Source organism: Asanoa sp. WMMD1127 (assembly GCF_029626225.1).
GTDB lineage: Bacteria > Actinomycetota > Actinomycetes > Mycobacteriales > Micromonosporaceae > Asanoa.
In genome coordinates this window covers 2872195-2892376 of record NZ_JARUBP010000001.1, presented here as the reverse complement: position 1 = coordinate 2892376, position 20182 = coordinate 2872195, and the positions used below count along the sequence as shown (strand labels likewise).

15 protein-coding genes, 1 tRNA gene and 1 pseudogene are annotated in these 20182 nt (G+C 71.1%); 4 read left to right on the top strand and 13 right to left on the bottom strand.

The genetic code is table 11. The annotated features are described in order from the left end of the window. Positions 1–96 precede the first annotated feature (96 nt). From O7635_RS13885 to O7635_RS13870, 4 genes and pseudogenes are all read right to left on the bottom strand, one after another. Positions 97–1264: pseudogene (locus O7635_RS13885) on the bottom strand (IS3 family transposase). Between the two features lie 235 nt (positions 1265–1499). Further along, positions 1500–1573, bottom strand: a tRNA-Met gene (locus O7635_RS13880). An 80-nt stretch (positions 1574–1653) separates the two neighbouring features. Next, positions 1654–4659 carry a UPF0182 family protein gene (locus O7635_RS13875; RefSeq protein ID WP_278080822.1) on the bottom strand — a complete coding sequence of 1002 codons (3006 nt, stop codon included), beginning with the start codon at positions 4657–4659 and terminating at the stop codon, positions 1654–1656. 55 nt (positions 4660–4714) lie between these two features. Then, a complete protein-coding gene (locus O7635_RS13870; protein WP_278080821.1) occupies positions 4715–5728 on the bottom strand; it encodes a PDZ domain-containing protein in 1014 nt (337 codons plus the stop codon). Between the two features lie 103 nt (positions 5729–5831). Here O7635_RS13870 and O7635_RS13865 point away from each other — a divergent pair, with 103 nt between their 5' ends. After that, a complete protein-coding gene (locus O7635_RS13865; protein WP_278080820.1) occupies positions 5832–7112 on the top strand; it encodes a zinc-dependent metalloprotease in 1281 nt (426 codons plus the stop codon). Positions 7113–7153: 41 nt separating this feature from the next. Here O7635_RS13865 and O7635_RS13860 read toward each other — a convergent pair whose 3' ends face one another. The 3 genes from O7635_RS13860 to O7635_RS13850 form a co-directional block, all read right to left on the bottom strand. Further along, positions 7154–8482, bottom strand: a complete 1329-nt coding sequence (locus O7635_RS13860) for an AarF/ABC1/UbiB kinase family protein (protein ID WP_278080819.1) — start codon at positions 8480–8482, stop codon at positions 7154–7156. Between the two features lie 37 nt (positions 8483–8519). Then, on the bottom strand, positions 8520–9764 hold the full coding sequence (locus tag O7635_RS13855) for a hypothetical protein (protein ID WP_278080818.1): 1245 nt from the start codon (positions 9762–9764) through the stop codon (positions 8520–8522). 212 nt (positions 9765–9976) lie between these two features. Beyond that, positions 9977–10144: a DUF5679 domain-containing protein gene (locus O7635_RS13850; RefSeq protein WP_170215861.1), complete on the bottom strand. Its 168-nt coding sequence runs from the start codon at positions 10142–10144 to the stop codon at positions 9977–9979. A 515-nt stretch (positions 10145–10659) separates the two neighbouring features. Here O7635_RS13850 and O7635_RS13845 point away from each other — a divergent pair. Together O7635_RS13845 and O7635_RS13840 are read left to right on the top strand one after the other, a co-directional pair. Further along, positions 10660–11190 (top strand): M48 family metallopeptidase, encoded by a 531-nt coding sequence (locus tag O7635_RS13845; RefSeq protein WP_278080817.1) that lies wholly within the window; start codon positions 10660–10662, stop codon positions 11188–11190. Positions 11191–11205: 15 nt separating this feature from the next. Continuing rightward, positions 11206–11817, top strand: coding sequence for a hypothetical protein (locus tag O7635_RS13840; RefSeq protein WP_278080816.1), 612 nt, complete (start codon positions 11206–11208; stop codon positions 11815–11817). 1382 nt (positions 11818–13199) lie between these two features. Here the strand turns inward: O7635_RS13840 and O7635_RS13835 are convergent. From O7635_RS13835 to O7635_RS13825, 3 genes are all read right to left on the bottom strand, one after another. Further along, on the bottom strand, positions 13200–13571 hold the full coding sequence (locus O7635_RS13835) for a WhiB family transcriptional regulator (RefSeq protein WP_278080815.1): 372 nt from the start codon (positions 13569–13571) through the stop codon (positions 13200–13202). Between the two features lie 132 nt (positions 13572–13703). Further along, positions 13704–13955, bottom strand: a complete 252-nt coding sequence (locus O7635_RS13830) for a hypothetical protein (RefSeq protein ID WP_278080814.1) — start codon at positions 13953–13955, stop codon at positions 13704–13706. A gap of 125 nt (positions 13956–14080) precedes the next feature. Next, positions 14081–16261, bottom strand: coding sequence for an ATP-dependent DNA helicase UvrD2 (locus tag O7635_RS13825; RefSeq protein WP_278080813.1), 2181 nt, complete (start codon positions 16259–16261; stop codon positions 14081–14083). Positions 16262–16333: 72 nt separating this feature from the next. Between O7635_RS13825 and O7635_RS13820 the strand changes: the two genes are divergently transcribed. Continuing rightward, the gene (locus O7635_RS13820; protein WP_278080812.1) at positions 16334–16579 is read left to right on the top strand and encodes a mycoredoxin; all 246 of its coding nucleotides are present in this window, start codon (positions 16334–16336) and stop codon (positions 16577–16579) included. Positions 16580–16597: 18 nt separating this feature from the next. Here the strand turns inward: O7635_RS13820 and nudC are convergent, their stop codons facing one another. Genes nudC through O7635_RS13805 form a run of 3 tightly spaced genes read right to left on the bottom strand, consistent with a single transcriptional unit; the run spans position 16598 to position 20168 of the window. After that, positions 16598–17560 (bottom strand): NAD(+) diphosphatase, encoded by a 963-nt coding sequence (gene nudC / locus O7635_RS13815; protein ID WP_278080811.1) that lies wholly within the window; start codon positions 17558–17560, stop codon positions 16598–16600. Next, positions 17557–18876 (bottom strand): pitrilysin family protein, encoded by a 1320-nt coding sequence (locus O7635_RS13810; protein ID WP_278080810.1) that lies wholly within the window; start codon positions 18874–18876, stop codon positions 17557–17559. Before O7635_RS13810 ends, nudC begins: the two co-directional genes overlap by 4 nt. Next, on the bottom strand, positions 18873–20168 hold the full coding sequence (locus tag O7635_RS13805; RefSeq protein WP_278085475.1) for a pitrilysin family protein: 1296 nt from the start codon (positions 20166–20168) through the stop codon (positions 18873–18875). The genes O7635_RS13810 and O7635_RS13805 overlap by 4 nt, the downstream gene beginning before the upstream one ends. Positions 20169–20182: the final 14 nt, after the last annotated feature.

Genomic DNA, 20182 nt, shown 5'->3' with positions numbered 1-20182 from the left:
AGGGGCGAACAAAGAGCAACTAACAACGAACCGCAAACACCCCACGAACCGCAAACTGAGCTTGACCCGGTTTCCCGGACACTTCGGGTGTGGTGATCACGCCGCGGTGGCGAGATCGGTGTGGTGTCGTTCGTAGTCGATCGGGGACAGGTTGCCAAGGGCGGAGTGCCGCCGGCGCGGGTTGTACCAGGCCTCGATCCACTCGAAGATGGCGTTGGCCAGCTCCTGACGGGTGCCCCAAGGTTGGCGGTCGAGGAGCTCGAGCTGCATCGACCCGAAGAACGACTCGACCAGGCTGTTGTCGTAACAGTCACCGATCGAACCATCGAGCCGAGCAGCCCGGCCGTGCGCAGCCGGTGCCCGAACGCCCAACTGGTGTATTGGGTGCCGTGGTCGGAGTGCACGATCGTCTGCCCGACCGCTGGTCGGCGGCGCCAGCGGGCCATGTCCAGGGCGTCCACGACCAGTTCCGCGCGTAGGTGGTCGGCGATCGACCAGCCCACGACCCGGCGGGGCGAACACGTCCAGGACGACGGCGCAGTAGACCCAGCCGTCGCTGGTGCGGTGCTGGGTGATGTCGGTGACCCACAACGTGTCGGGCTGGTCGGCGACGAACCGCGGTTGACCAGGTCTGCCGACGGTGTAGCAGCTGGATCCTTGACGGTGCAACCCTTGCGCCGCCTGCGATATATCCCTTCAAGGCCGTCGGCGCGCATCAGCCGAGCAACCCGTTTACGGCCGCACCGGATACCGGCGGCCAGCCGCAGCTCGGCATGGACCCGCGGCGCGCCGTAGGCGCCGCGGGACATCTGATGGATGTCGCGGATCGTCTGCGTGAGCGCCTCATCGGCCATCGCCCGCTGGCTGGGGCCCCGCCGGCGCCACTCGTGGAACCCGGCCCTCGACACGCCCAGCACCCGGCAGCAGACCGCCGCCGGTATGCCGACAGCGGTGAGCTCTACGACGACCGGGTAGATCATTTTGGGAGGACGTTCTCCCGCGCGAAGTACGCCGCGGCCCGGCGCAAGATCTCGTTCTCGACCTCCAGACGCCGCTTCTCCTTACGCAGCGCCGCCAGCTCCTTGCGTTCGTCGCTGGTCAGACCCTCACGCCTGCCATCGTCCCGGTCGGCCTGGGCCAACCAGTTCCGAAGACACGACTCAGAGATCCCCAAGCCCTTCGCGACCTGCGCGATCGGCTGCTCCCTCAACCGGGCCAACTCGATCGCACGCTCACGGAACTCCGGCGGGTGTGGTGCAGGCATCCGAACTCCTCCCTCGGCGACAGTCTCGCCTCAGATCAGGTGTCCGGGAAAGCGGGTCAAGCTCAAAACACCCCACAAACCGCAAGCACCCCATGAACCGCAAGCACCCGCGATCTTGAGGGGGCGTGGGTGGAGCGAAGCTCCCCCAAGGGCCAGCGAGCGAAGCTCGCTAAAGGCATGGATACAACCCAAATGGCAAGGGCCCCCGCCACGAAGCAGGGGCCCCTCAGGGTTGTAGCGGGGACAGGATTTGAACCTGCGACCTCTGGGTTATGAGCCCAGCGAGCTACCGAGCTGCTCCACCCCGCGTCGGCCTGTTAACACTAGCGCAAGCTGTGGCTGGGTGCCAAAACGGGGGCCGGCGTGGCCGCCGACCCCCGTTTCGAACCTCAGCCCGCCGGCGCGGACGGGGTCGTCGTCGGCGGTGGCGCCGTGGCCGTGGGTGTCGGTGTCGGCGTGTTGTTCACCGGCCGGTTGTTGTTGGCCGCCCGCTGGGCCGCCTGGAACGCGTCCATGGCCGCTTCCAGGTCGGTCAGGGCCTTGCCGTAGCGGGTGAAGTCGCCCGACTCCTGAGCGGCCTTGGCCTCGTCGATCGCCGCCGACACCCGCTGGGCCGCCGCCGTCAGCTCAGGCGACATCGCCGGCGGCTGGTCGCCCGTCTGCGGCGGCGGGGGCTGCTCCGGCTGACCGCTCGGCGGCTGGCCCGCCTGCTGTCTCTGCGCGTCGCCCTTCGCCACCAGGTCCTTGATGCCCTGCTCCAGGTTGCTGGCCAGGACCGCGTTGGACCCGTCGCCGTACGACAGCAGCACGCGTTGCAGCAGCGGGTACGCGTTCTGCTGGTTGGACTTCACGTAGACCGGCTCGACGTACAGCATGCCGTTGTCGAAGGGCAGTGACAGCAGGTTGCCGTACTGCACCGTGGCCTTGCCGTCGGCGGCCAGCACGGACAGCTGGCCACGCACGTCCGTCGCGTTGGTCATCTGTTGGTGCACCTGCACGGGGCCGGAGACCACCGACTGGTCGGGCAGCTCCAGGGCCTCCAGCTTCGGCTGGCCCTGGACGTAGGACGCGCTGATGATGGCCGCCAGGTTCTGCCGGCCCCGTGGTGTCACGGCCGATGTCAGCTGGAACCGCGGGTCGTCCTGCCCGGGCAGCTGGGTCATCAGGTAGTACGGCGGCTGCTTCTGGCCCCTGTCCGGGTCGTCCGGCGCGTTCGGGACCTCCCAGTAGTCCTGGCCCGAGAAGAACTCGTTCGGCTCGCTCACGTGGTAGCGGGCCAGCAGGTCGCGCTGCACCTTGAACAGGTCGGCGGGGTAGCGGAGGTGGTCGCTGAGCTCCTGCGGGATCTCCGCCTTCGGCGTGATCAGGTTGCCCCCGAAGGCCTTGTTCCACGCCTTCAGCACCGGGTCCTGGTCGTCCCACTCGAAGAGCTTGACCGTCCCGTCGTACGCGTCGACGGTCGCCTTCACCGAGTTGCGGATGTAGTTGATCTCTTCGCGGGCCTGCGCCACCACGGCGCCGCTGCCGGTCAGCTCGTCGCTGGTCACCGACTGGAGGTTGACCCGCTCCGAGTTGGGGTAGGTCGCGGCGGTCGTGTAGCCGTCGACGATCCAGACCACCCGGCCGTCGACCACCGCCGGGTACGGGTCGCCGTCGAGCTTGAGGAATGGGGCGACCTTGGCGACCCGGTCGCGCGGGTTACGCACGTACATCAGCTTCGAGTTGTCGTTGACCGCCTCGGAGAGCAGGAAGTTGGTCTCCTGCATCTTGACCGTGTAGAGCAGCCGGCGGACGAACGAGCCGATCGGGACACCACCCGTGCCGTCGTACGTGTAGTACTGCTCGTTGTTGCCGGTCGGCCGGTCGAACTCGGCGTTGCTGCCGTTGCCCCGCGAGCCGACGACGGCGTAGTCGCCGTCCTCCATCTGCTCGCCGTAGTAGATCCGGGGCTGGCTGGTCTTGATCTCCTCGGTCGCCGACTGGCAACCGTCGCTGCCCTCGTCGCCCAGGAAGCCGGAAACGAAGTACGGCTGCTCGTTGCAGACCCGGTTGGCGGGCGCGGCGACCACGCCGTACCCGTGGGTGTAGATGGTGTGCCGGTTGAGCCAGTTGCTCTGCTGCGCCGTCAGGCCCGTGCGGTAGTTGATCTCACGTACGCCGACGACGTAGTCCTGGGTGTTGCCGCTGACGTTGTACCGGTCGATGTCGAGCTTGTCGCCGAAGTTGTAGAAACCGCGGGCCTGCTGGAGCTGCGTGTAGGTCTCGGAGAGCAGCTGCGGGTCGAGCAGCCGGATGTTCGGCACGATCGACGTGTCGGTGGCCAGGCTCGCCGGTGGCGGTTGGCTCACGCCGGGATAGGCCTTGATGTCGACCTTGTCTATCCCGAACGCGGCTCTGGTCGCCTCGATGCTGTTCTTGATGTACGGCCGCTCCTTGTCGAGCGTGCTCGGGTTGACCTCGAAGCTCTGCACGGCCGACGGGTAGATGCCGCCGATCGCGACCGCGGAGATGCCGAGCAGGGCGAGCGAGACGCCCGGCCACACCAGGTTCCGGATGATGGCGTTGGAGAACAGGATGATCGCGATCGCGACGACGATCGAGATGTAGCCGAGGATCTCCTTGGCCGGCAGCAGGGCGTTGACGTCGGCGTAACCGGCGCCGTAGACCTTGGCCCCCTCGTTGTAGGACAGCAGCAGCGCGCGCCGGTCGAGCACGTAGGCGACGGCCTTGAACAGCACGAAGACGGCGACCAGCGTGGTCAGGTGGGCGCGGGCCGCGTTGGTGATGCGGTCGCCGCCGCCCTGCAGGCGCACGCCGCCGAAGATGTAGTGGACCGCCAGCGAGCCGATGACCGCGAGCACGACGGCGGTGAAGCCGACGCCGAGCAGGTAGCGGTAGAACGGGTACTGGAAGACGTAGAACCCGATGTCGATGTTGAAGATCGGGTCCTTCGTGCCGAACGGCTGCGCGTTGCGGAACAGCATCCACGTGTCCCAGCGGCCCTGCGCCGAGAGCCCGGCGAACAGGCCGACGACCACCGAGATGACGGTGATCCAGATGCCGATCCGAGGCGAGAGCGCCATCCGGTAGCGGTCGAGCGTCTGCTGCTCCGACGAGTGCGGGCGCAGCAGCGGCCGGAGCCGGTAGGCCAGGTAGAGGTTGCCTCCGATGACCACCGCCATCGCCGCGCCGACCACGAGGAACAGCAGCAGGCGGGTGGTGAGCACCGTGCTGAAGACGCCGGTGTAGTGCACCTCGTCGAACCACAACCAGTCGGTCCACGCGTTGACGCCCCAGCCGAGCAGGGTGAACAACACGAAGACGCCGACCAGCACGCCGACCGTCACGCGGCCACGGCGGCTCATTCTCGGCAGGGGACTGCTACGCATGACCACAGTTGGCTCCGCAACGCTTGGTTAGCTCAGGGGGCGGTGTTCAGACTACGGGGGGTTAGCACATGGGGGCGGTGCTGCCGCTCTTCAGCGCGTTGAGCGCCTTGAGCGCCTCGTCGAGCGTGCCCACCTTGTAGAGCGGCAGGCCGTCGACCGCGTTCTTCTTCGCTTCTTCGCAGTTGTCGGCGGGCACCAGGAAGGCGACCGCGCCGGCGTCCTTGGCGCCGACCAGTTTCTGCGGGATGCCGCCGATCGGGCCCACGTTGCCCTGGTCGTCGATCGTGCCGGTGCCCGCGATGATCTTGCCGCCGGTGAGGTCGTCGGCGCCCAGCTTGTCGATGATGCCGAGGGTGAACATCAGGCCGGCGCTGGGACCGCCGATGTCCTCGAGGTCGAACTTGAGGTCGAACGGGTGCGGCTGCTTCTGCTCGATCTCGACGCCGATCCGCTGCTGCCCGTCGACCGTCTTCGGCGTGATCTTCGCTTCGGCTGCCTGGCCGGCCCGGGTGTAGCCGACCGTGACCGAGCTGCCGGCCGGCTTCGCCCGGATCGCGTCGGTCAGGTCGGGCGCCGTCCGGACCGGCTTGCCGTCGACCGAGGTGATCACGTCGCCGGGCTTGAGCAGCGAGTAGGCCGCCCCGTCACCGGCGACGGTCTTGACCGCGACCTGGATCGGATAGCCGAGCTCCGTCAGCGCGGCCGTCTCGGCGCTGGTCTGCGAGGCCTGGAAGTCCTCGGCGTTCTGCTGCTCGACCTGCTGCTCGGTCTGGTCGGGCGGATAGATCAACTCCCGGGGTACGACGGCCTCGTCGTCGGAGAACCAGCCGGCGATCGCGGGGAGCAGCTTGGTCTCGGGCGCCACCTTGACCGTGGTCAGCCGCAGCTGCCCCGCCGAGTTGTAGCTCTGCGCACCGGTGATCTGGATGACCTCTTTGTCGGCCTCTTTGCCCAGGGTGTTGACGGTGGGGCCGGGGCTGAGCACGACGTACGGAACCGGGGCGGAGAGCACCCCGAAGCTCAGCAGCACCGTGATCACGGCACCGAGCAGAACCGTCACGCCACGACTTTTCATGGCGGGAAGCGTACCGAGCGTCCCTGAATGGCGTTCCCCGAGTTCTCCCTGGGCTTAAGCATGCGGTACGGTCGCCCGCGCTCGACGCGCGTACCGTTGACATGTGCCTGATATTCCGTTTGGCTTCGCGCTCCCGGGCGGCCAGCCGCCGGACCCCAACGACCCGCAGCAGATGCAGCAGTTCATGGCGCAGCTGCAGCAGCTGCTCGCGGCGCCGGGCTCCGGCCCGGTCAACTGGGACCTGGCCCGCCAGGTAGCCGCCGCACAGCTGTCCCAGGCCGGTGACCCCGCCGTCTCGCCCTATGAGCGGAACGCGGTGGAAGAGGTGCTCCGGCTCGCCGACCTCTGGCTCGAACAGGCGGTCGCGCTCCCGTCGGGGGTGAAGACCGCGGTCGCCTGGAACCGCAACGAGTGGATCTACCGGACGCTCGACGTCTGGCAGAAGCTCTGCAACCCGGTCGCCGGCCGCATGGTCAACGCCATGGGCGACCTGGTGCCGCCGGAGGCCCGGGCCCAGCTCGGCCCGATGCAGTCGATGGTCACCACGCTCGGTGGCGCGCTGTTCGGCGGCCAGCTCGGCCAGGCGCTCGGCTCGCTCGCCGCGGAGGTGCTCTCGGCCGGCGACATCGGCCTGCCGCTGGGCCCGGCCGGCACCGGCGCGCTGATCCCGGCCAACATCCGCGAGTTCGCCGCGGGCCTGGAGCTGCCCGAAGACGAGGTGCGGCTCTACGTGGCGCTGCGCGAGGCCGCCCACCAGCGGCTGTTCGAGCACGTGCCGTGGCTGCGGGGCCACATCCTCAACGCGGTCGAGACCTACGCCAACGGCATCACGGTCAACCGTGAGGCGATCGAGGAGGCGATGGGTCGCATCGACCCGACCAACCCGGAGTCGATGCAGGAGCTGGCGCTGGAGGGCATCTTCACGCCGGAGGACTCGCCCACCCAGAAGCAGTCGCTGGCGCGCCTGGAGACCACCCTGGCCCTGGTCGAGGGCTGGGTCGGGCACGTGGTCGACCTGGCCGTCGGCGACCGGCTGCCCAACGTGGTGCGGCTGGCCGAGGCGTTCCGGCGCCGCCGGGCCGCCGGTGGGCCGGCCGAGCAGACGTTCGCCGCGCTGGTGGGTCTCGAGCTGCGGCCGCGCCGGCTGCGCGAGGCCGCGGCGCTGTGGGCGGCGGTCACCGAGCACAGGGGCGTGCAGGGCCGCGACGGCCTGTGGGACCACCCCGACCTGCTGCCGTCGGGCGAGGACTTCGCCGACCCGGAGGCGTTCGCCCGTTCGCAGTTCGACAACGGCGGTCTGGGCGACTTCGACGACCTGGGCGACATCGACTTCGGCGGCGAGGGTCCGAAGGAGAACCCGCCGACAAAGGGCGACGAAGATTAGCTTTTCGTGCGAACGGCCCGGCGGTGTGCCGGGCCGTTTCGCTATGCCACGGGAGCGAAGCCCGGCAGCCACTTCTCCAGGATCGCGCGATAGGGAGCCCTGGCCTCGAGCTGGCAGAGGACGCCGATCGAGCCGAGGGTCACCCGGTGGATCAGGAGGTACGACGGCGGCAGGTTGAGCTGGCGGCTCAGCTGGAAGGCCGGCGACTTGGGGCTGGCCAGGCGGGCGGCCTCCGCGCGCAGCCAGGCGCGGGTGAACCGGAAGTCGTCGTGGGCCAGCGGGTCCAGCATCGGCAGCAGGAAGTCGAGCACCGCCTCCGCGTCGATCTCCTGGTCGGGCTTGAGGAACCCCTCGGCCCGCAGCCCTTCGACGACCGCGTCGGCCTCGTGGGCCAGCGCCAGCCGGGTCAGGCGGCCGACCGGCTCCGGCAGGCCCTCCGGGAGCCGGGCGACGGCGCCGAAGTCGACCACGCCCAGGCGGCCGTCGGGCATCAGGCGGAAGTTGCCGGGGTGCGGGTCGGCGTGCAGCATCCGGGCCCGGGCGGGCGCCGAGAAGTGCAGGGTCGCCATGCGGGCGCCGGCGAGGTCGCGCTCCTCCTCCGTACCGCCGGCAATGATCTTCGAGAGCGGCGTGCCCTCGATCCAGTCGGTGACCAGCACCCGCGGCGCCGCCGCGACGACCTTGGGGATCAGGATCTCGTCGTCGCCGGCATAGGCCGCGGCGAACGCCTTCTGCGCCTTCGCCTCGAGCTCGTAGTCGAGCTCCTCGCTGATCCGCTCGCGCATCTCGGCCAGCAGCGGCTTGATGTCGAGGCCCGGCTGGATCGCCTTGAACATGGCGCCCAGGCGGGAGATCTGCTTGAGGTCGGACAGCAGAGCGTCACCGGCGCCCGGGTACTGGATCTTGACCGCCACCGGCCGGCCCGCCTTCGTGCGGCCCTTCCAGAGCGCCTTGTGGACCTGACCGATGCTCGCGGCCGCCGTCGGCGTGTCGTCGAACTCGAGGAACCGGTTGCGCCACTCCGGGCCCAGCTGGTCGGCCAGCACCCCGTGGAGGCTGGCGGCGGGCAGCGGCGGGGCCGCCTCCTGCAGCTTGGTCAGGGCCTGGCGGTAGGGTCCGGCCATCTCCTCGGGCAGCGCCGCCTCGAAGACGGACAGCGCCTGCCCGAACTTCATCGCACCACCCTTGAGCTGCCCCAACACGCTGAACACCTGCTCGGCGGTGCGCTGCTGCAGCTCGGCGGAGATGGCATCGGACGCCATGCCCGTCATCCGCTTGCCGAACCCCAACATCGACCGCCCGGCGAAGCCGAGTGGCAGGGAAGCGAGCTTGGCGGCCCGGGTGACGGCCTGGCGAGGGATGTCGCTCACCAGATCATTGTGACTGACAGTTTACGGACACCCAAGATCAAAATTCGCTGCGTACGCAGGAACATCGCGGATGTGCCGGCCAACGGCGCCATCGCAGGTCGGCGAGGGTGACCAGCGACACGGCCGTGGCGGTTGTCACAGGGTCACCGCCGTCGGTCCAGACGAGCACCTGACCCGCCGCGAACGCCGCGGCCGCCATGATCGTGACGAGGTCGCAGGCCTCCTCCTCGGATCGGCTGGTGGCGAGCCCGGCGGCGATGTCCGGCCAGGCCGGGTCGCGGTCGGTGCGGTGGAGGTCTCGACAGGCGAGGCACGGCGATCCGTCCGGTGGGACGAATGGGCCGATCTCGGGGATGCCGTCGCGGACCTCGACGGAAAGCATCGCCTGACCACGCCGCCGGGCCGCGGCGGCGGCGAGCTGGGCCGGTTGATCCGCGCCGACCCGGACGACGACCTGTGGCTTCGTGGTGCCCGGGCGCGCGCCGGCCGCGGCTATCGCCGCCGCTACGGCTTGGCTTCTCGGCTTGCCGACCGCGGCCGGGTCCAGGCCGGCCGCCGCCGCCTCAGCCGGGTCGAGCGTCCCGGGCAGGTCCGGCCGGACCTGGCCGATCCCGGAGCGGGCAAGCGTGAGCGCGATCGGCGCCGCCAGCCGTCCGCGACCGCTGACCAGCACCCTCGCGGCGGCCCGCCGCCGCAAGGTCTCTGCCGGCGTCAGTGGCGATGTCGGCGGGTGCGAGCCGGACTCGCCTTCCCACGCGGCCACACCCTGCCCGGGTCCGCGCCCACCGAGCGTGTTCTCTCCTGCCGACCCCACCAGCCCGGAGCCACGCCCAACCGCGGCCGAGCCGTGCGGAGCGGGTCGGGTCACCGACGGCGACCCCGGCCGGTCATCGCGGCGATCGGGCAACGGGCCACGCCGGGCCCACTGGCCGGAGAGGTGCTGCGCCGCCTGGCGGAGGGCCAGGGCGGCCGCTTCCGCGCGGAGGTGGGGTGCGGTGGTGGCCAGGGTGTGTGCGGGCACGACCAGACCGCTGGCGTGCAGGGTGGCGAGCAGTTCGCGGGTGTCGCTCGGGCGCACGCCGCGGCGTAAGGCCGTGGCCAGGACCTGGCGTTCGGTGTGAGCGCCGTCGAGGAGGTCGAGCACCGCGGCGGCGCGCTCGTCAGGTAGCTCGACCAGCACCGCGCCCCAGGCGTCGGTGCCGAACTGGATCGTGCGCGGGCCGCGGCGGATGCGGGTGAGGCCCGGCAGGAGCGTTGGGCGGAGCAACCCAATCGTCGTCACGGAGTAACAGAATGTCACCGTCACCTGGGGCCATTCGGCTCGTTGTCCACAGGTGGCGGGTCCTGTACACGGGGTTATCCACAGCTTCCGGCGAGTTATCCACAACCAGCCGGTAATCGGGGCACCCGATTTTCATGACACTGCGTGTTTGTCCGATACGCCGGAGGGGGCGACCGTGACGGCCGCCCCCTCCCGCGAAACGCGGTTCCCGGTCAGACCTTCGCCTTGCCGAGGATCCGGTTGACGGTGGTGCCACACACCGGGCACTTGCCCTTGGCCATGTTCATACCGGTCTTCGACACCTCGACGGTGCCCGTGAAGTCGCGCTTTTCCTTGCACTTGACGCAGTACCCGTTGTAGGTCTGGGCCTTGTCGGCCACGATGCCCTCCTAGTCTTGTTCGCCGGATTGGTCCCGGCGAGTGCCCGGGCGCGGCACACGTGCACCGGCGTCGGGGCGTTCTCCGCGGTCACACGTGTGACCGCCGGTCCGCGGACCCTACCCACATGCGGGCGGTTCCATGTCAGGAACCCGATCATCACCAGCGGCGGGGCCCCGCAGGTAGTGCGATGCGACACCTGACGGGGACGAGTGTGCATGTCGGACTCGGCCGGATTAGTCAGATTCGCTCGGGACACGCCGACCAAAGCCCTCCTGCGAGCGGGATCACGCCGATTACGGCACATCCGCCCCCGGGATCCCCTACCGTGTGCCGTAAGGTCCCTCGGGGCGCAGCGGACCCACCGCCACCGGCGTACCCGCGAAATTTTTTCCGGACGCCCCGCCGTGAACCAGCACTTTCCCGGCGTGACCGTGTGTGTTGGCCCTTGCGGCGGCATGGCACCTACCGGTTAGCGTGCCTTCGTGAACGGAACCCGGGGCTCCGGGGTGCGGTAATGGCCGCCACGCGGAAGCCGGTCGTCGAGGTACGGCGCTCTCAGCGCCGGCGCCGGACGGTGTCCGCCTACCGCGACGGTGAGCGCGTGGTCGTGCTCATACCCGACCAGTTCTCCCGCGCCGAGGAGACCGAGTGGGTCGACAAGATGCTCGCCCGCCTGGCCGCCCGTGAGCAGCGCCTCAGCCGCAGCGACGCCGAGCTGCAGGCCCGTTCGCAGCGCCTGATCGGCCAGTACCTGGCCGAGTACGCCCGGGCCGCCCAACCGGCCAGCGTCCGCTGGGTGACCAACCAGAACGGCCGCTGGGGGTCCTGCACGCCCGCCGACCGCACGATCCGCATCTCGCACCGGATTCAGGAGATGCCTGACTGGGTGATCGACTACGTGCTCCTCCACGAACTCGCCCACCTCGTGGTCCCCAGCCACAACACGCGCTTCTGGGCTCTCGTGGGTCGCTACCCGAAGACGGAGCGGGCGCGCGGCTACCTCGAAGGCGTGGCGGCCACGACGGGCCTCGTACTCGCCGACTGAAATAACCTGGGTCTCGTGACCCGTCGCGTGATCGTCGTCCTGCTCACCCCGGTCGTCTGGGCGCCGCCCGGCATCGGCCTCGACAAGTGGCGGCACGCCCTGGCCGAGGACGTCGTCGACCTGCTCGCGACCCTCAACGAGGTCGACCCGGCGATCGCCGCCACCCCCGCCGACCGTCCGCTCGCCGACGCGGTGGCCTGGCCTTCGATGCAGGTGTACGAGGTACCCGACACCACCGTCAACGCCACGTTCGCGGCGGCCGCGGCCGACGGCTACGACCAAGCCGCCGTGATCGCCGCCGACGTCCCGGACCTGCCCGGCCTGATCCTGGGCAAGCTGTTCCGGCCGCTGACCACGAAGACCCTCGCCATCGCCCCGGCCGAGGGCCCAGGCCTGCTCGGGGTGGCTTCCCGCCTGCCGGCGCCGGCCTGGCTGCCGGAGATCGACCTCGACGGCGAGACGGCCGCGACGTCGATCCGCCCGCACGCCCCGAACCCGGCCGAGGTCGCGACAGCCCCGCCGTGGCGCCGCCTGCGCGGCCCGGCCGACCTGCCCACCCTCGACCCGGCCGTCGAAGGCTGGGATGCCACCCGCGCCCTCCTCACCGGCGGCCTCTCCCCCGCCTAGGTCTCGGCGACGCGAGATCGTCCCGGCGGCCTCTCCCCCGCTAGGTCCTGGCGACGCCCGGTCGGTCGTCCCGGCGGCCTCTCCCCCGCTAGGTCCTGGCGACGCCCGGTCGGTCGTCCCGGCGGCCTCTCCCCCGCCTAGGTCCTGGCGACGCCCGGTCGGTCGTCCCGGCGGCCTCTCCCCCGCTAGGTCCTGGCGACGCCCGGTCGGTCGTCCCGGCAGCCTCTCCGCCGCCTAGGTCGTGGCGACGCCGGGTCGTTCCGGTGGCGGTCGGAGGAGGTCGAGGTCACCCCCCGAACCGGCTGGATGATCTCACCGCTCGCCCCGGGCGACCACTACGCCTGACGGGCGCACGTGCCGAAGCATGTGCCTACGTGTTTTCACGTGTGCGCCGGAGGCAAGACCCCTCGGCCCGATGGGCTTGCGTCGCCGGGCGCTGCTCATCGCCGGTGCCGGTCCACTCGGCTTGCCCTTCACCCCGTAGCGCGGCCAAGGGCGACGCCGACGAGAAGGAACAGCCAGGCCGCCAGCCTCGCGGGCCGGCAGCAGCGCGTCGGGGCAGGCCGGGCGGCGGGTGCTTGGGCCAGCTTCGCCACCGAGAAGCTGCCACGGCACGCGCCTACCAAGAACCGGCACAGCACGCCCCCACCAAGGTGGCGCCGCTGGCCGGCCCGAGCCATCTGGCCACATCGGCCACTTCACCCGCGGGAAACCGCGGCCGGCTGCGGGACCCGGTGCCGACCGATGCCTCGACGCGGTCTCCGCCGAGGTGCCGAACGACGAGGGGGCCGCGGACCGTCGACCTCGCGGCGGCCGTGGCAGGCCGGATGATCATGTGCGGCGGACCAGGAGACCAGAGCGGCACCCGCTTGATCCTGTGCATCCCGTCTGGGGATCCCACGGCGTGTCGCCCAGGTGCGCCACACCTGATCGTGGGCGTCGCGGTCGTTCGCCCTGGCGGGACGCACACGATCAGACGCGCGGCAGGGGTTGACCCACGGCGGAGGTGGCAGTGAAGCGGAGCGAACGGTCTCCGGCGGGAGCGACGGTCCGGACCACCGCGGACCCGGGACCGCGATCTTCGATCTTGAAGAAAGGGTGCGGCCCGCCCCCGATGAAGGGAGCGGGCCGCGCGGGAAAGGGATCCGGACTACCAGCCGCCCATCTGGCGCGCCGACTGGTGGCGGGCCTGCATGGCGATGGTTCGGGCGGATCGGGTTGCCTCAGAGCGCGTCTTCCTGCCGGTCTGAGGCAGGCGCATTCGCGCTCGTGACAACGCTTCTTGGATGAGATTCATGTCGGTGGCTCCGTTCACGGTGGTGGTCATGGCTGCGTATCTCGGCTTCTCGTGATGGGTGGGGGTTTCGCGGACCGTCGGCATGTCAGGCCGCCAGTCGGACGGCGACGCGCGGCTGGTCGGCGAGCCCTTCGGCTGCCAACCGCGCCTCTACCTCGACTCGGAGGACGGCGTCTCGGGCGACGTCTTCCTTGCGCGGGCGACCACGGGGCCGCTTGCGGGGCACGACCGCACCGCGCTCGAAGATCTCGCCGCCCCAGACGCCCCAGGGCTCGGCACGCTCGACCGCGCCCGCCAGGCACTCGACGCGCAGCGGGCAGTCCCCGCAGAGCGACTTGGCCAGCTCGAGCTCGGTCGGGGCGTCGGCGAACCACAGGTCCGGGTCGAACTTCCGACAGGGCAGTTCCGCGTCCAACCCGACGCTCTTCGCGTCCGGATTGGCCAAGGCCAGGCTCATCGCCCGGTCACCTCTCTCTCGCGTTCGGTCTTGTGGACCGGTCTTGGAACAACTGGTGGAGCAAAAAACTGAGGCCGCGGATCCCGGTTTGCGGGTTCCGCGGCCTCGAAGTGAGCCGGAGGTCTAGGTCTGCTAGACCGGCCTACTTCGAGGTGGAACGCCGCGGACATCCATGCCGCCCTGGGCGGCCCGAATACCCTTGACCGTGGACACATTGGTCCCCTTGAACGCGACGGCAGCGGGCACCAGGAGCAGCTCGGCCTGAGCCTGGGCCTGATATGCCGGAGCGATCGGAGCCAACGTGGCCGAGTGAAGGCGCGTGGCCTCCATCGGGCTCACGGCAGCGCTCGGCGACCACGGTCGGGTCGTGTTGTTGATCGCCACCGGGGCCACCTCCTTCTGCGGACTCGTCTTGCGCCGGTAGATCTTCTGCCTAACCAGGGTTGAGCAGCGCTCTCCCCAGGTGTGCTCTGAGGCTATGCCTCCCCCTCTCGGGAGGGCAAACGGTTTTACGGGTCATTCGCAGAAGTTTTTTCTGGCTCAAGATCATCAACCGCCGCGCCCGCTACGAGGGCCAGCGCGGCGTCGCCGTAGAGGGCGAGCTTGCGCGGGCCGATGCCAGCGATGGCGATCAGGTCGGCGCGCGCCGCCGGTTTGCGCTCGGCGATGGCCACGAGTGTCGCGTCAGTGAAGACGACGTATGCCGGAACTCGCTGACCTGCGGAAACGCGCGCCCGCCAGCGCTGGAGCCGGTCGAGGAGCTCCTCGTCCAGATCGGACGGACAGGTCGCGCACCGGCCGAGCTTGCGGTCGGCGCCGCCCAGCAGCGTGGCGCCGCAGACCCGGCACGAGACGATCCGCGGCGGCCGGCTGTCGGGTTTGCGACTCAACCGGGATACCGCCGAGCCGCCGGGACCACCGCCCGCGCCGCCCCCCGAACGCCCGTCGAACTGTGGCAGGAACCGGCACGGCCGCCGCGGCCGGCCACCCGGCGAGCGGGAGATCGCATAGGAGAGCCAGAGCCACTCCCGGGCCCGCGTCACCCCGACATAGAGCAGCCGGCGTTCTTCCTCGACCTGCTCGGGCGTTTTGGCGTAGGTCGTCGGCAGCGTCCCGTCCGACAGCCCCACCACGAACACCGCGTCCCACTCGAGCCCCTTGGCCGAGTGCAGCGACGCCAGCGTGACGCCCTCGACGGTCGGCGCGTGCTGCGCGGCCGCCCGCCGACCGAGCTCGTCGACGAAGTCGGCCAGCGTCGGCGGTCGCGAAGACACCGCGCCCTCGCCGATCGGCAGCAGCGTCGGCGTCGCGCCGAACTCCTCCGCCAGCGCGAGGAGCGCCGCCAGCGCCTCCCACCGCTCCCGGGCCGCGCCACCGCCGGGCCGCTGGTCGGGCGCCCAGCCGACCGCCTCGAGCGCCGCCGCCACCGACCGCACCAGCGGCTCGCCGGGGTCGGCCGACCGGGTCGCGGCCCGCAGCGCCACCAGCGCCTGCCGCACCTCGGACCGCTCGAAGAACCGCTCGGCCCCCTGCACCACGTAGGGCACCTCGGCCTCGGCCAGCGCCTTCTCGTAGGTCTCGGACTGCGCGTTGGTCCGGAACAGCACCGCGATCTCGCGCGCCGGGGTGCCCGACGCGATCAGTTGCCGGCAGCGGGCCGCCACCGCGGCCGCCTCCCCCGGCTCGTCCTGGAAGATCCGCAGCTCGGGCTCGGCGCCGGACGGTCGCTGGCCGACCAGCTCGAGCCGCAGCCGCGCCTCGGCGCCCCGGGCCTGCCGGATCACCGCGTTGGCCAGCCCCACCACCTGCGGCGTCGACCGGTAGTCGCGGACCAGCCGCACCACCACCGGCGACCGCCGCAGCCGCGGGAAGTCGATCAGATAGGCGGAGGTCGCCCCGGTGAACGAGTAGATCGTCTGCGACGCGTCGCCGACCACGGTCAGGTCGTCGCGCCCGCCGAGCCACGCGTCGAGCAGCCGCTGCTGCAGCGGGTTGACGTCCTGGTATTCGTCGACCACGAAATGCCGGTATTGCGCGCGCACCTGCTCGGCGACGTCGGAGTGCTCCTCGATCCCCCAGACCGCCGCCCGCAGCAGGTCTTCGAAGTCGATCACCCCGTTGCCCCGCTTGAGCTGCTCGTAGGCGGCGAACACCTCGGCCACCTTGCCGGCCTCGAACGGCGTCTCGCGGGTCGCCTTGGCCGCCGCGACCACGTATTCGCCGGGCTCGACGAGCGACGACTTGGCCCACTCGATCTCGCCGGCCAGGTCGCGGGCGCCGGTGCGGTCGGTGCGCACGCCGACCCGTGCCGCCGCCAAACCGACCAGCCGCGCCTTGCTGTCGATCAGCTCGGGCAGCTCGCGCCCGGCCAGCAGCCGCGGCGCGAAGTAGCGCACCTGGCGCAGCGCCGCCGCGTGGAACGTGCGCGCCTGCACCCCGGCGACCCCCAGCGCCGCGAGCCGCGCCCGCATCTCGGCCGCCGCCCGCGCGGTGAACGTGACGGCCAGCACGTGCCGCCCCGCCGTCTCGCCCCGCAGCGTCCGGTAGGCGATCCGGTGAGTGATCGCCCTGGTCTTGCCCGTGCCGGCGCCGGCGAGGATGCAGACCGGGCCGGCCGGCGCCGTCACGGCGGTGCGCTGCTCGGGGTCGAGGCCCGCCAGGACCTGCTCCGCCGGAGAGTCAACCGCCACAGTCAGGAATCATGACAGCCCGGTCTGACGTTCTCTCGAATGGAGACCCCCCTACCCCCGGAGGAACACTCGATGTTGACCATGTACTCCACCTCGTGGTGCGGCTACTGCCACCGCCTGAAGTCCCAGCTCGACCGCGAGGGCATCGCGTACCAGGTGATCGACATCGAGCAGGACCCGGCCTCGGCCGACTACGTGATGAGCGTCAACGGCGGCAACCAGACCGTCCCCACGTTGCGCTTCGACGACGGCACCGCCATGACCAACCCCTCGATCACCCAGGTCAAGCAGCACCTGTCGAGTCTCGAAGCGGCATAGACCAGGCGCGTGGGCGGGTCACGCACCCGCCCACGTGGTGATCAGGTAATAGGCGATCGAGACCTGCATCGGCAGCGTCATGACCGCCGGCTCGTCGGGCGTACCGAGGTTGACCGTCTCGCCGCCCAGCAGGGCGCGCACCTCGCGGCGGGTGAACCAGCGGGCTTCGGTGATCTCGGCCGGGTCGACCTTCAACGGCTGCGCCGCGTCCGCGGTCGCCGTGTAGCCGAGCATCAGCGACCCCGGGAACGGCCACGCCTGGCTGGCCACGTAGTCGATGCGGTCCAGCGTCAACCCGACCTCTTCCGCGACCTCGCGCGCCACGGCCGCCTCGGCGGACTCCCCCGGCTCGACGTAACCGGCGAGGCACGAGAACCGCCGGAACCCCGGCTGCTTCGGCCAGGTCGCGTTGTTGCCGAGCAGGCAGCGCCCGTCCGGCCCCGCGACGCCGTCGTGCACCAACACGATCATCGCCGGGTCGGTACGCGGCCACGTCTGGTTGCCGGCCGCGTCGACCCGGGACCACCCGGCCTCGCCGACCGTGGTCGGCTGCCCCGTCTGCGGCGAGTACGGGCTCCGGACGTGCCAGTTGACGATCGCCAGCGCCGTGGTGAGCAGCCCGGCGTCCCGGTCGTCCAGCCGGTGCCCCACGTCGCGCAGGTTCGCCGGCCGGGTCCCCGGAACGTCCGGCAGCGGCCCGTCGATCGCGAACACCGCGACCCCGTCGGGCTCCACACCGAGGAACACGGCGGCCGAGCGGTCGACGCCGGACGTGTCGAGCAGCACCACCGACAGCACGGCGCCGACCGCGGCGTCGGCGGCGTCGCCGGTCACCACGTCGCGGAACAGCGCGGTGCCGGCCGACGAGTCCACGGGCAGGAGGCGGGCGGTCGGCCAGGCGGATTCGAGCCAGTGCGGATCCGAACGCCGGTGCCCCGCCCGGTCGAGCGTGGCCCGGGCCAGGGGTGGCGCGCCGGTCATCCCAGCTCCACCTCGCGCAGCGTCGCGACCGGCGCCTCGATCTTCTCCGCGTCGCCGAGGATCACCGTGGTCGCCCCCGACGGCGCCAGGTATTTCGCCGCGGCCGCGGCCACGTCGTCCCGGGTCGCGGCCGTGAGCTGCGCCGTGTAGTCCTTGAGGAAGTCGAGGCGCAGCCCGGCGCCGGCGTAGGTGCTGGCCAGGCTGGCCAACCCCGCCTGCGTCGACATGCCCAGCTTGAGCGTGCCCAGCACGTACTGCCGCGCCTGCTCCAGCTCCTCGGCCCCGGGCGGCGTGGTCGCCAGCCGGCCCAGCTCGTAGAGCGTCTCCAGCAGCGCCGGCCCGGTCACCTCGGTGGCCACCTCGGCCGAGACCAGCACGACGGAGCCGGCGACCGAGTGATCGACCAAGGAGTGCGGCCCGTACGTGTAGCCCTTGTCCTCGCGGATGTTCTCCACCCAGCGCGACGAGAAGTAGCCGCCGAACACCAGGTTGGCCAGTTGCAGCGCGGCGTGGTCGGGGTGCGTGCGCGGCACCGCCGGCAACGCCATCCGCAGCGACGACTGCACCGAGTCGGGCCGGTCGACCACCAGCACCGGGCCGGGCGCGGGCGCCGGCGCGGCGGGCAGCGTCACGTCCTTGCCACCGCCGTTCCACGAGCCGAGCACCGCCTCGGCCGTGTCGAGGGCCCGCTTCACCTGGAAGTCGCCGACGAGCACGAGGGTCGCGCCGGCCGGGTGGACCCGCTCGGCGTGCAGCGCGCGCAGCTGGGCCGGCCGCACCGTGCGCACCTGCTCGGGCTCGGGCGTCTGCACCGCGTACGGGTGGCGTCCGTAGACCCGCTGCAGCAGTGCCTCGCGGGCCAGGTGGGCGGGCTGGCTCTTGGCGACCTGGATGTTGTCGACCAGCCGGTCCCGCTCGGTGGCGACCTCGTCGCTCGGGTACGCGGCCCCGTCGACCACCTCGGCCATGATCTCCAGGATCCGGCCCAGGCCGGCCGCCAGGCCGTTGCCGCTGATCATCAGCCGGTCGGGGTCGACCGACGCCGCCAGCCCGCCGCCGACCGCCTGGAGCTCGGCGGCGATGTCCACGGTGGACATCTCGGCCGTGCCGGAGAACAGCGTCTGCGACAGCATCGCGCCGCGGGCCAGGTTGGCACGGGCGAACGGCACGCGCAACCGCACCTCGACCAGCGGCACCGCCGGGCGACGGATCGCGATCACGGTCAGCCCGTTGGTCAGCCGCCGCTCAGCCTCGCCGGGCAGCTTGATCGGCGCCGCCGGCAGCAGGGCCGGCAACGACCGCTTCACATCGCTCACTGTCCGCCTCCGGGAATGACCTCGATGGACGCCCGGCGCTGCGGGGTCAGGGTGGCCGCGGCCGCGCGGATCTGGTCCGCCGTGACCTCGCCGATCAGCCGCGGCAGCTCGTTGATCAGCTCGGGCTCGCCGCGTTGCTCCTCGAGCACGGCGATCCGCAGCGCCCGGCCGAGCACCGCGTCGGTGTCGCGGAGCAGGTGGGTGGCCATCCGGGCCTGCACGCGGCCGAGCTCCTCGGCCCCGATGCCGTCGCCGGCCAGCCGCTCCAGCTCCTCGTCGGCGGTGCGCAGCACCTTGTCGACGTCGCCGCCGGGCGGCAGGTGGAACTGCAGCAGCGCCGCGGTCGGATCGCGCACCTCGAACGGCTCGCCCATGAACCCGAGGTAGCCGCCGAGGCTGGTGACCGTGCGGTCGCGCAGCACCATCCGCTCGACCAGTCGCGACGCGTCGCCGTCGGTGAGCACCTCGGCCAGCACCACGTAGGGCAGGTAGGCGGCGAAGTCGTCGATCGGGTTCGGCACGCGCCAGGCCGCGGCGACCGCCGGCAAGGGGGCCAGGCGATCGGCGTACGACTCGCGTCGTTCGCTGGTCAGGTCGGGCTCGTCGAAGTCGGGCCGCGGCGGCGCGGGCCGGGCCGGCACGTCGCCGAAGTGCCGCTGGATCATCTCGGTGGCCTCGGCCACGTCGAGGTCGCCGGCGACCGAGAGGACCGCGTTGCCGCAGGCGTAGTAGCGGGAGAAGAACTCGGCCGCATCGGCGACCGTGGCGCTCTCCAGGTCCTCGAACGACCCGTAGCCGTCGTGCGCATTCGGGAACGTGTCGAACATGACCGGCGGCAGCTTCAGCCAGGGGAAGCCGCCGTAGGGCCGGTTGAGCACGTTGACCCGGATCTCCTCCTTGACCACGTCGACCTGGTTGCGCAGGTTCTCCTCCGTCAGGCGAGGGCCGCGCATGCGGTCTGCCTCGAGGAACAGCGCCCGCTCGAGCGCGCCGGACGGCAGCGTCTCGAAGTAGTCGGTGTAGTCGAGGTGGGTCGAGCCGTTGAAGGTGCCGCCCGCGCCCTGGACGTGCCGGAAGTGGGCGAGCTTCTCGAGGTTCTCGGAGCCCTGGAACATCAGGTGCTCGAAGAGGTGCGCGAAACCGGTGCGCCCCTCAGGCTCGCTGCGGATGCCGACGTCGTAGACCACGGCGACGCCGACCACGGGCGCGCTGCGGTCGGGCGCCAGCACCACCCGCAGGCCGTTGTCGAGCGTGAACCGCTCGACCGGATATTTGGTCGCCGGGATCTTCATTTTGCGGGCCACAC

What these genes read in the sequence shown, in the direction of transcription:
- O7635_RS13870 (WP_278080821.1), bottom strand. Translation starts at nt 5,728, where the DNA reads ATGAAAAGTCGTGGCGTGACGGTTCTGCTCGGTGCCGTGATCACGGTG.
- O7635_RS13845 (WP_278080817.1), top strand. Translation starts at nt 10,660, where the DNA reads ATGGCCGCCACGCGGAAGCCGGTCGTCGAGGTACGGCGCTCTCAGCGC.
- O7635_RS13835 (WP_278080815.1), bottom strand. Translation starts at nt 13,571, where the DNA reads ATGAGCCTGGCCTTGGCCAATCCGGACGCGAAGAGCGTCGGGTTGGAC.
- O7635_RS13820 (WP_278080812.1), top strand. Translation starts at nt 16,334, where the DNA reads ATGTTGACCATGTACTCCACCTCGTGGTGCGGCTACTGCCACCGCCTG.
- nudC (WP_278080811.1), bottom strand. Translation starts at nt 17,560, where the DNA reads ATGACCGGCGCGCCACCCCTGGCCCGGGCCACGCTCGACCGGGCGGGG.
- O7635_RS13805 (WP_278085475.1), bottom strand. Translation starts at nt 20,168, where the DNA reads ATGAAGATCCCGGCGACCAAATATCCGGTCGAGCGGTTCACGCTCGAC.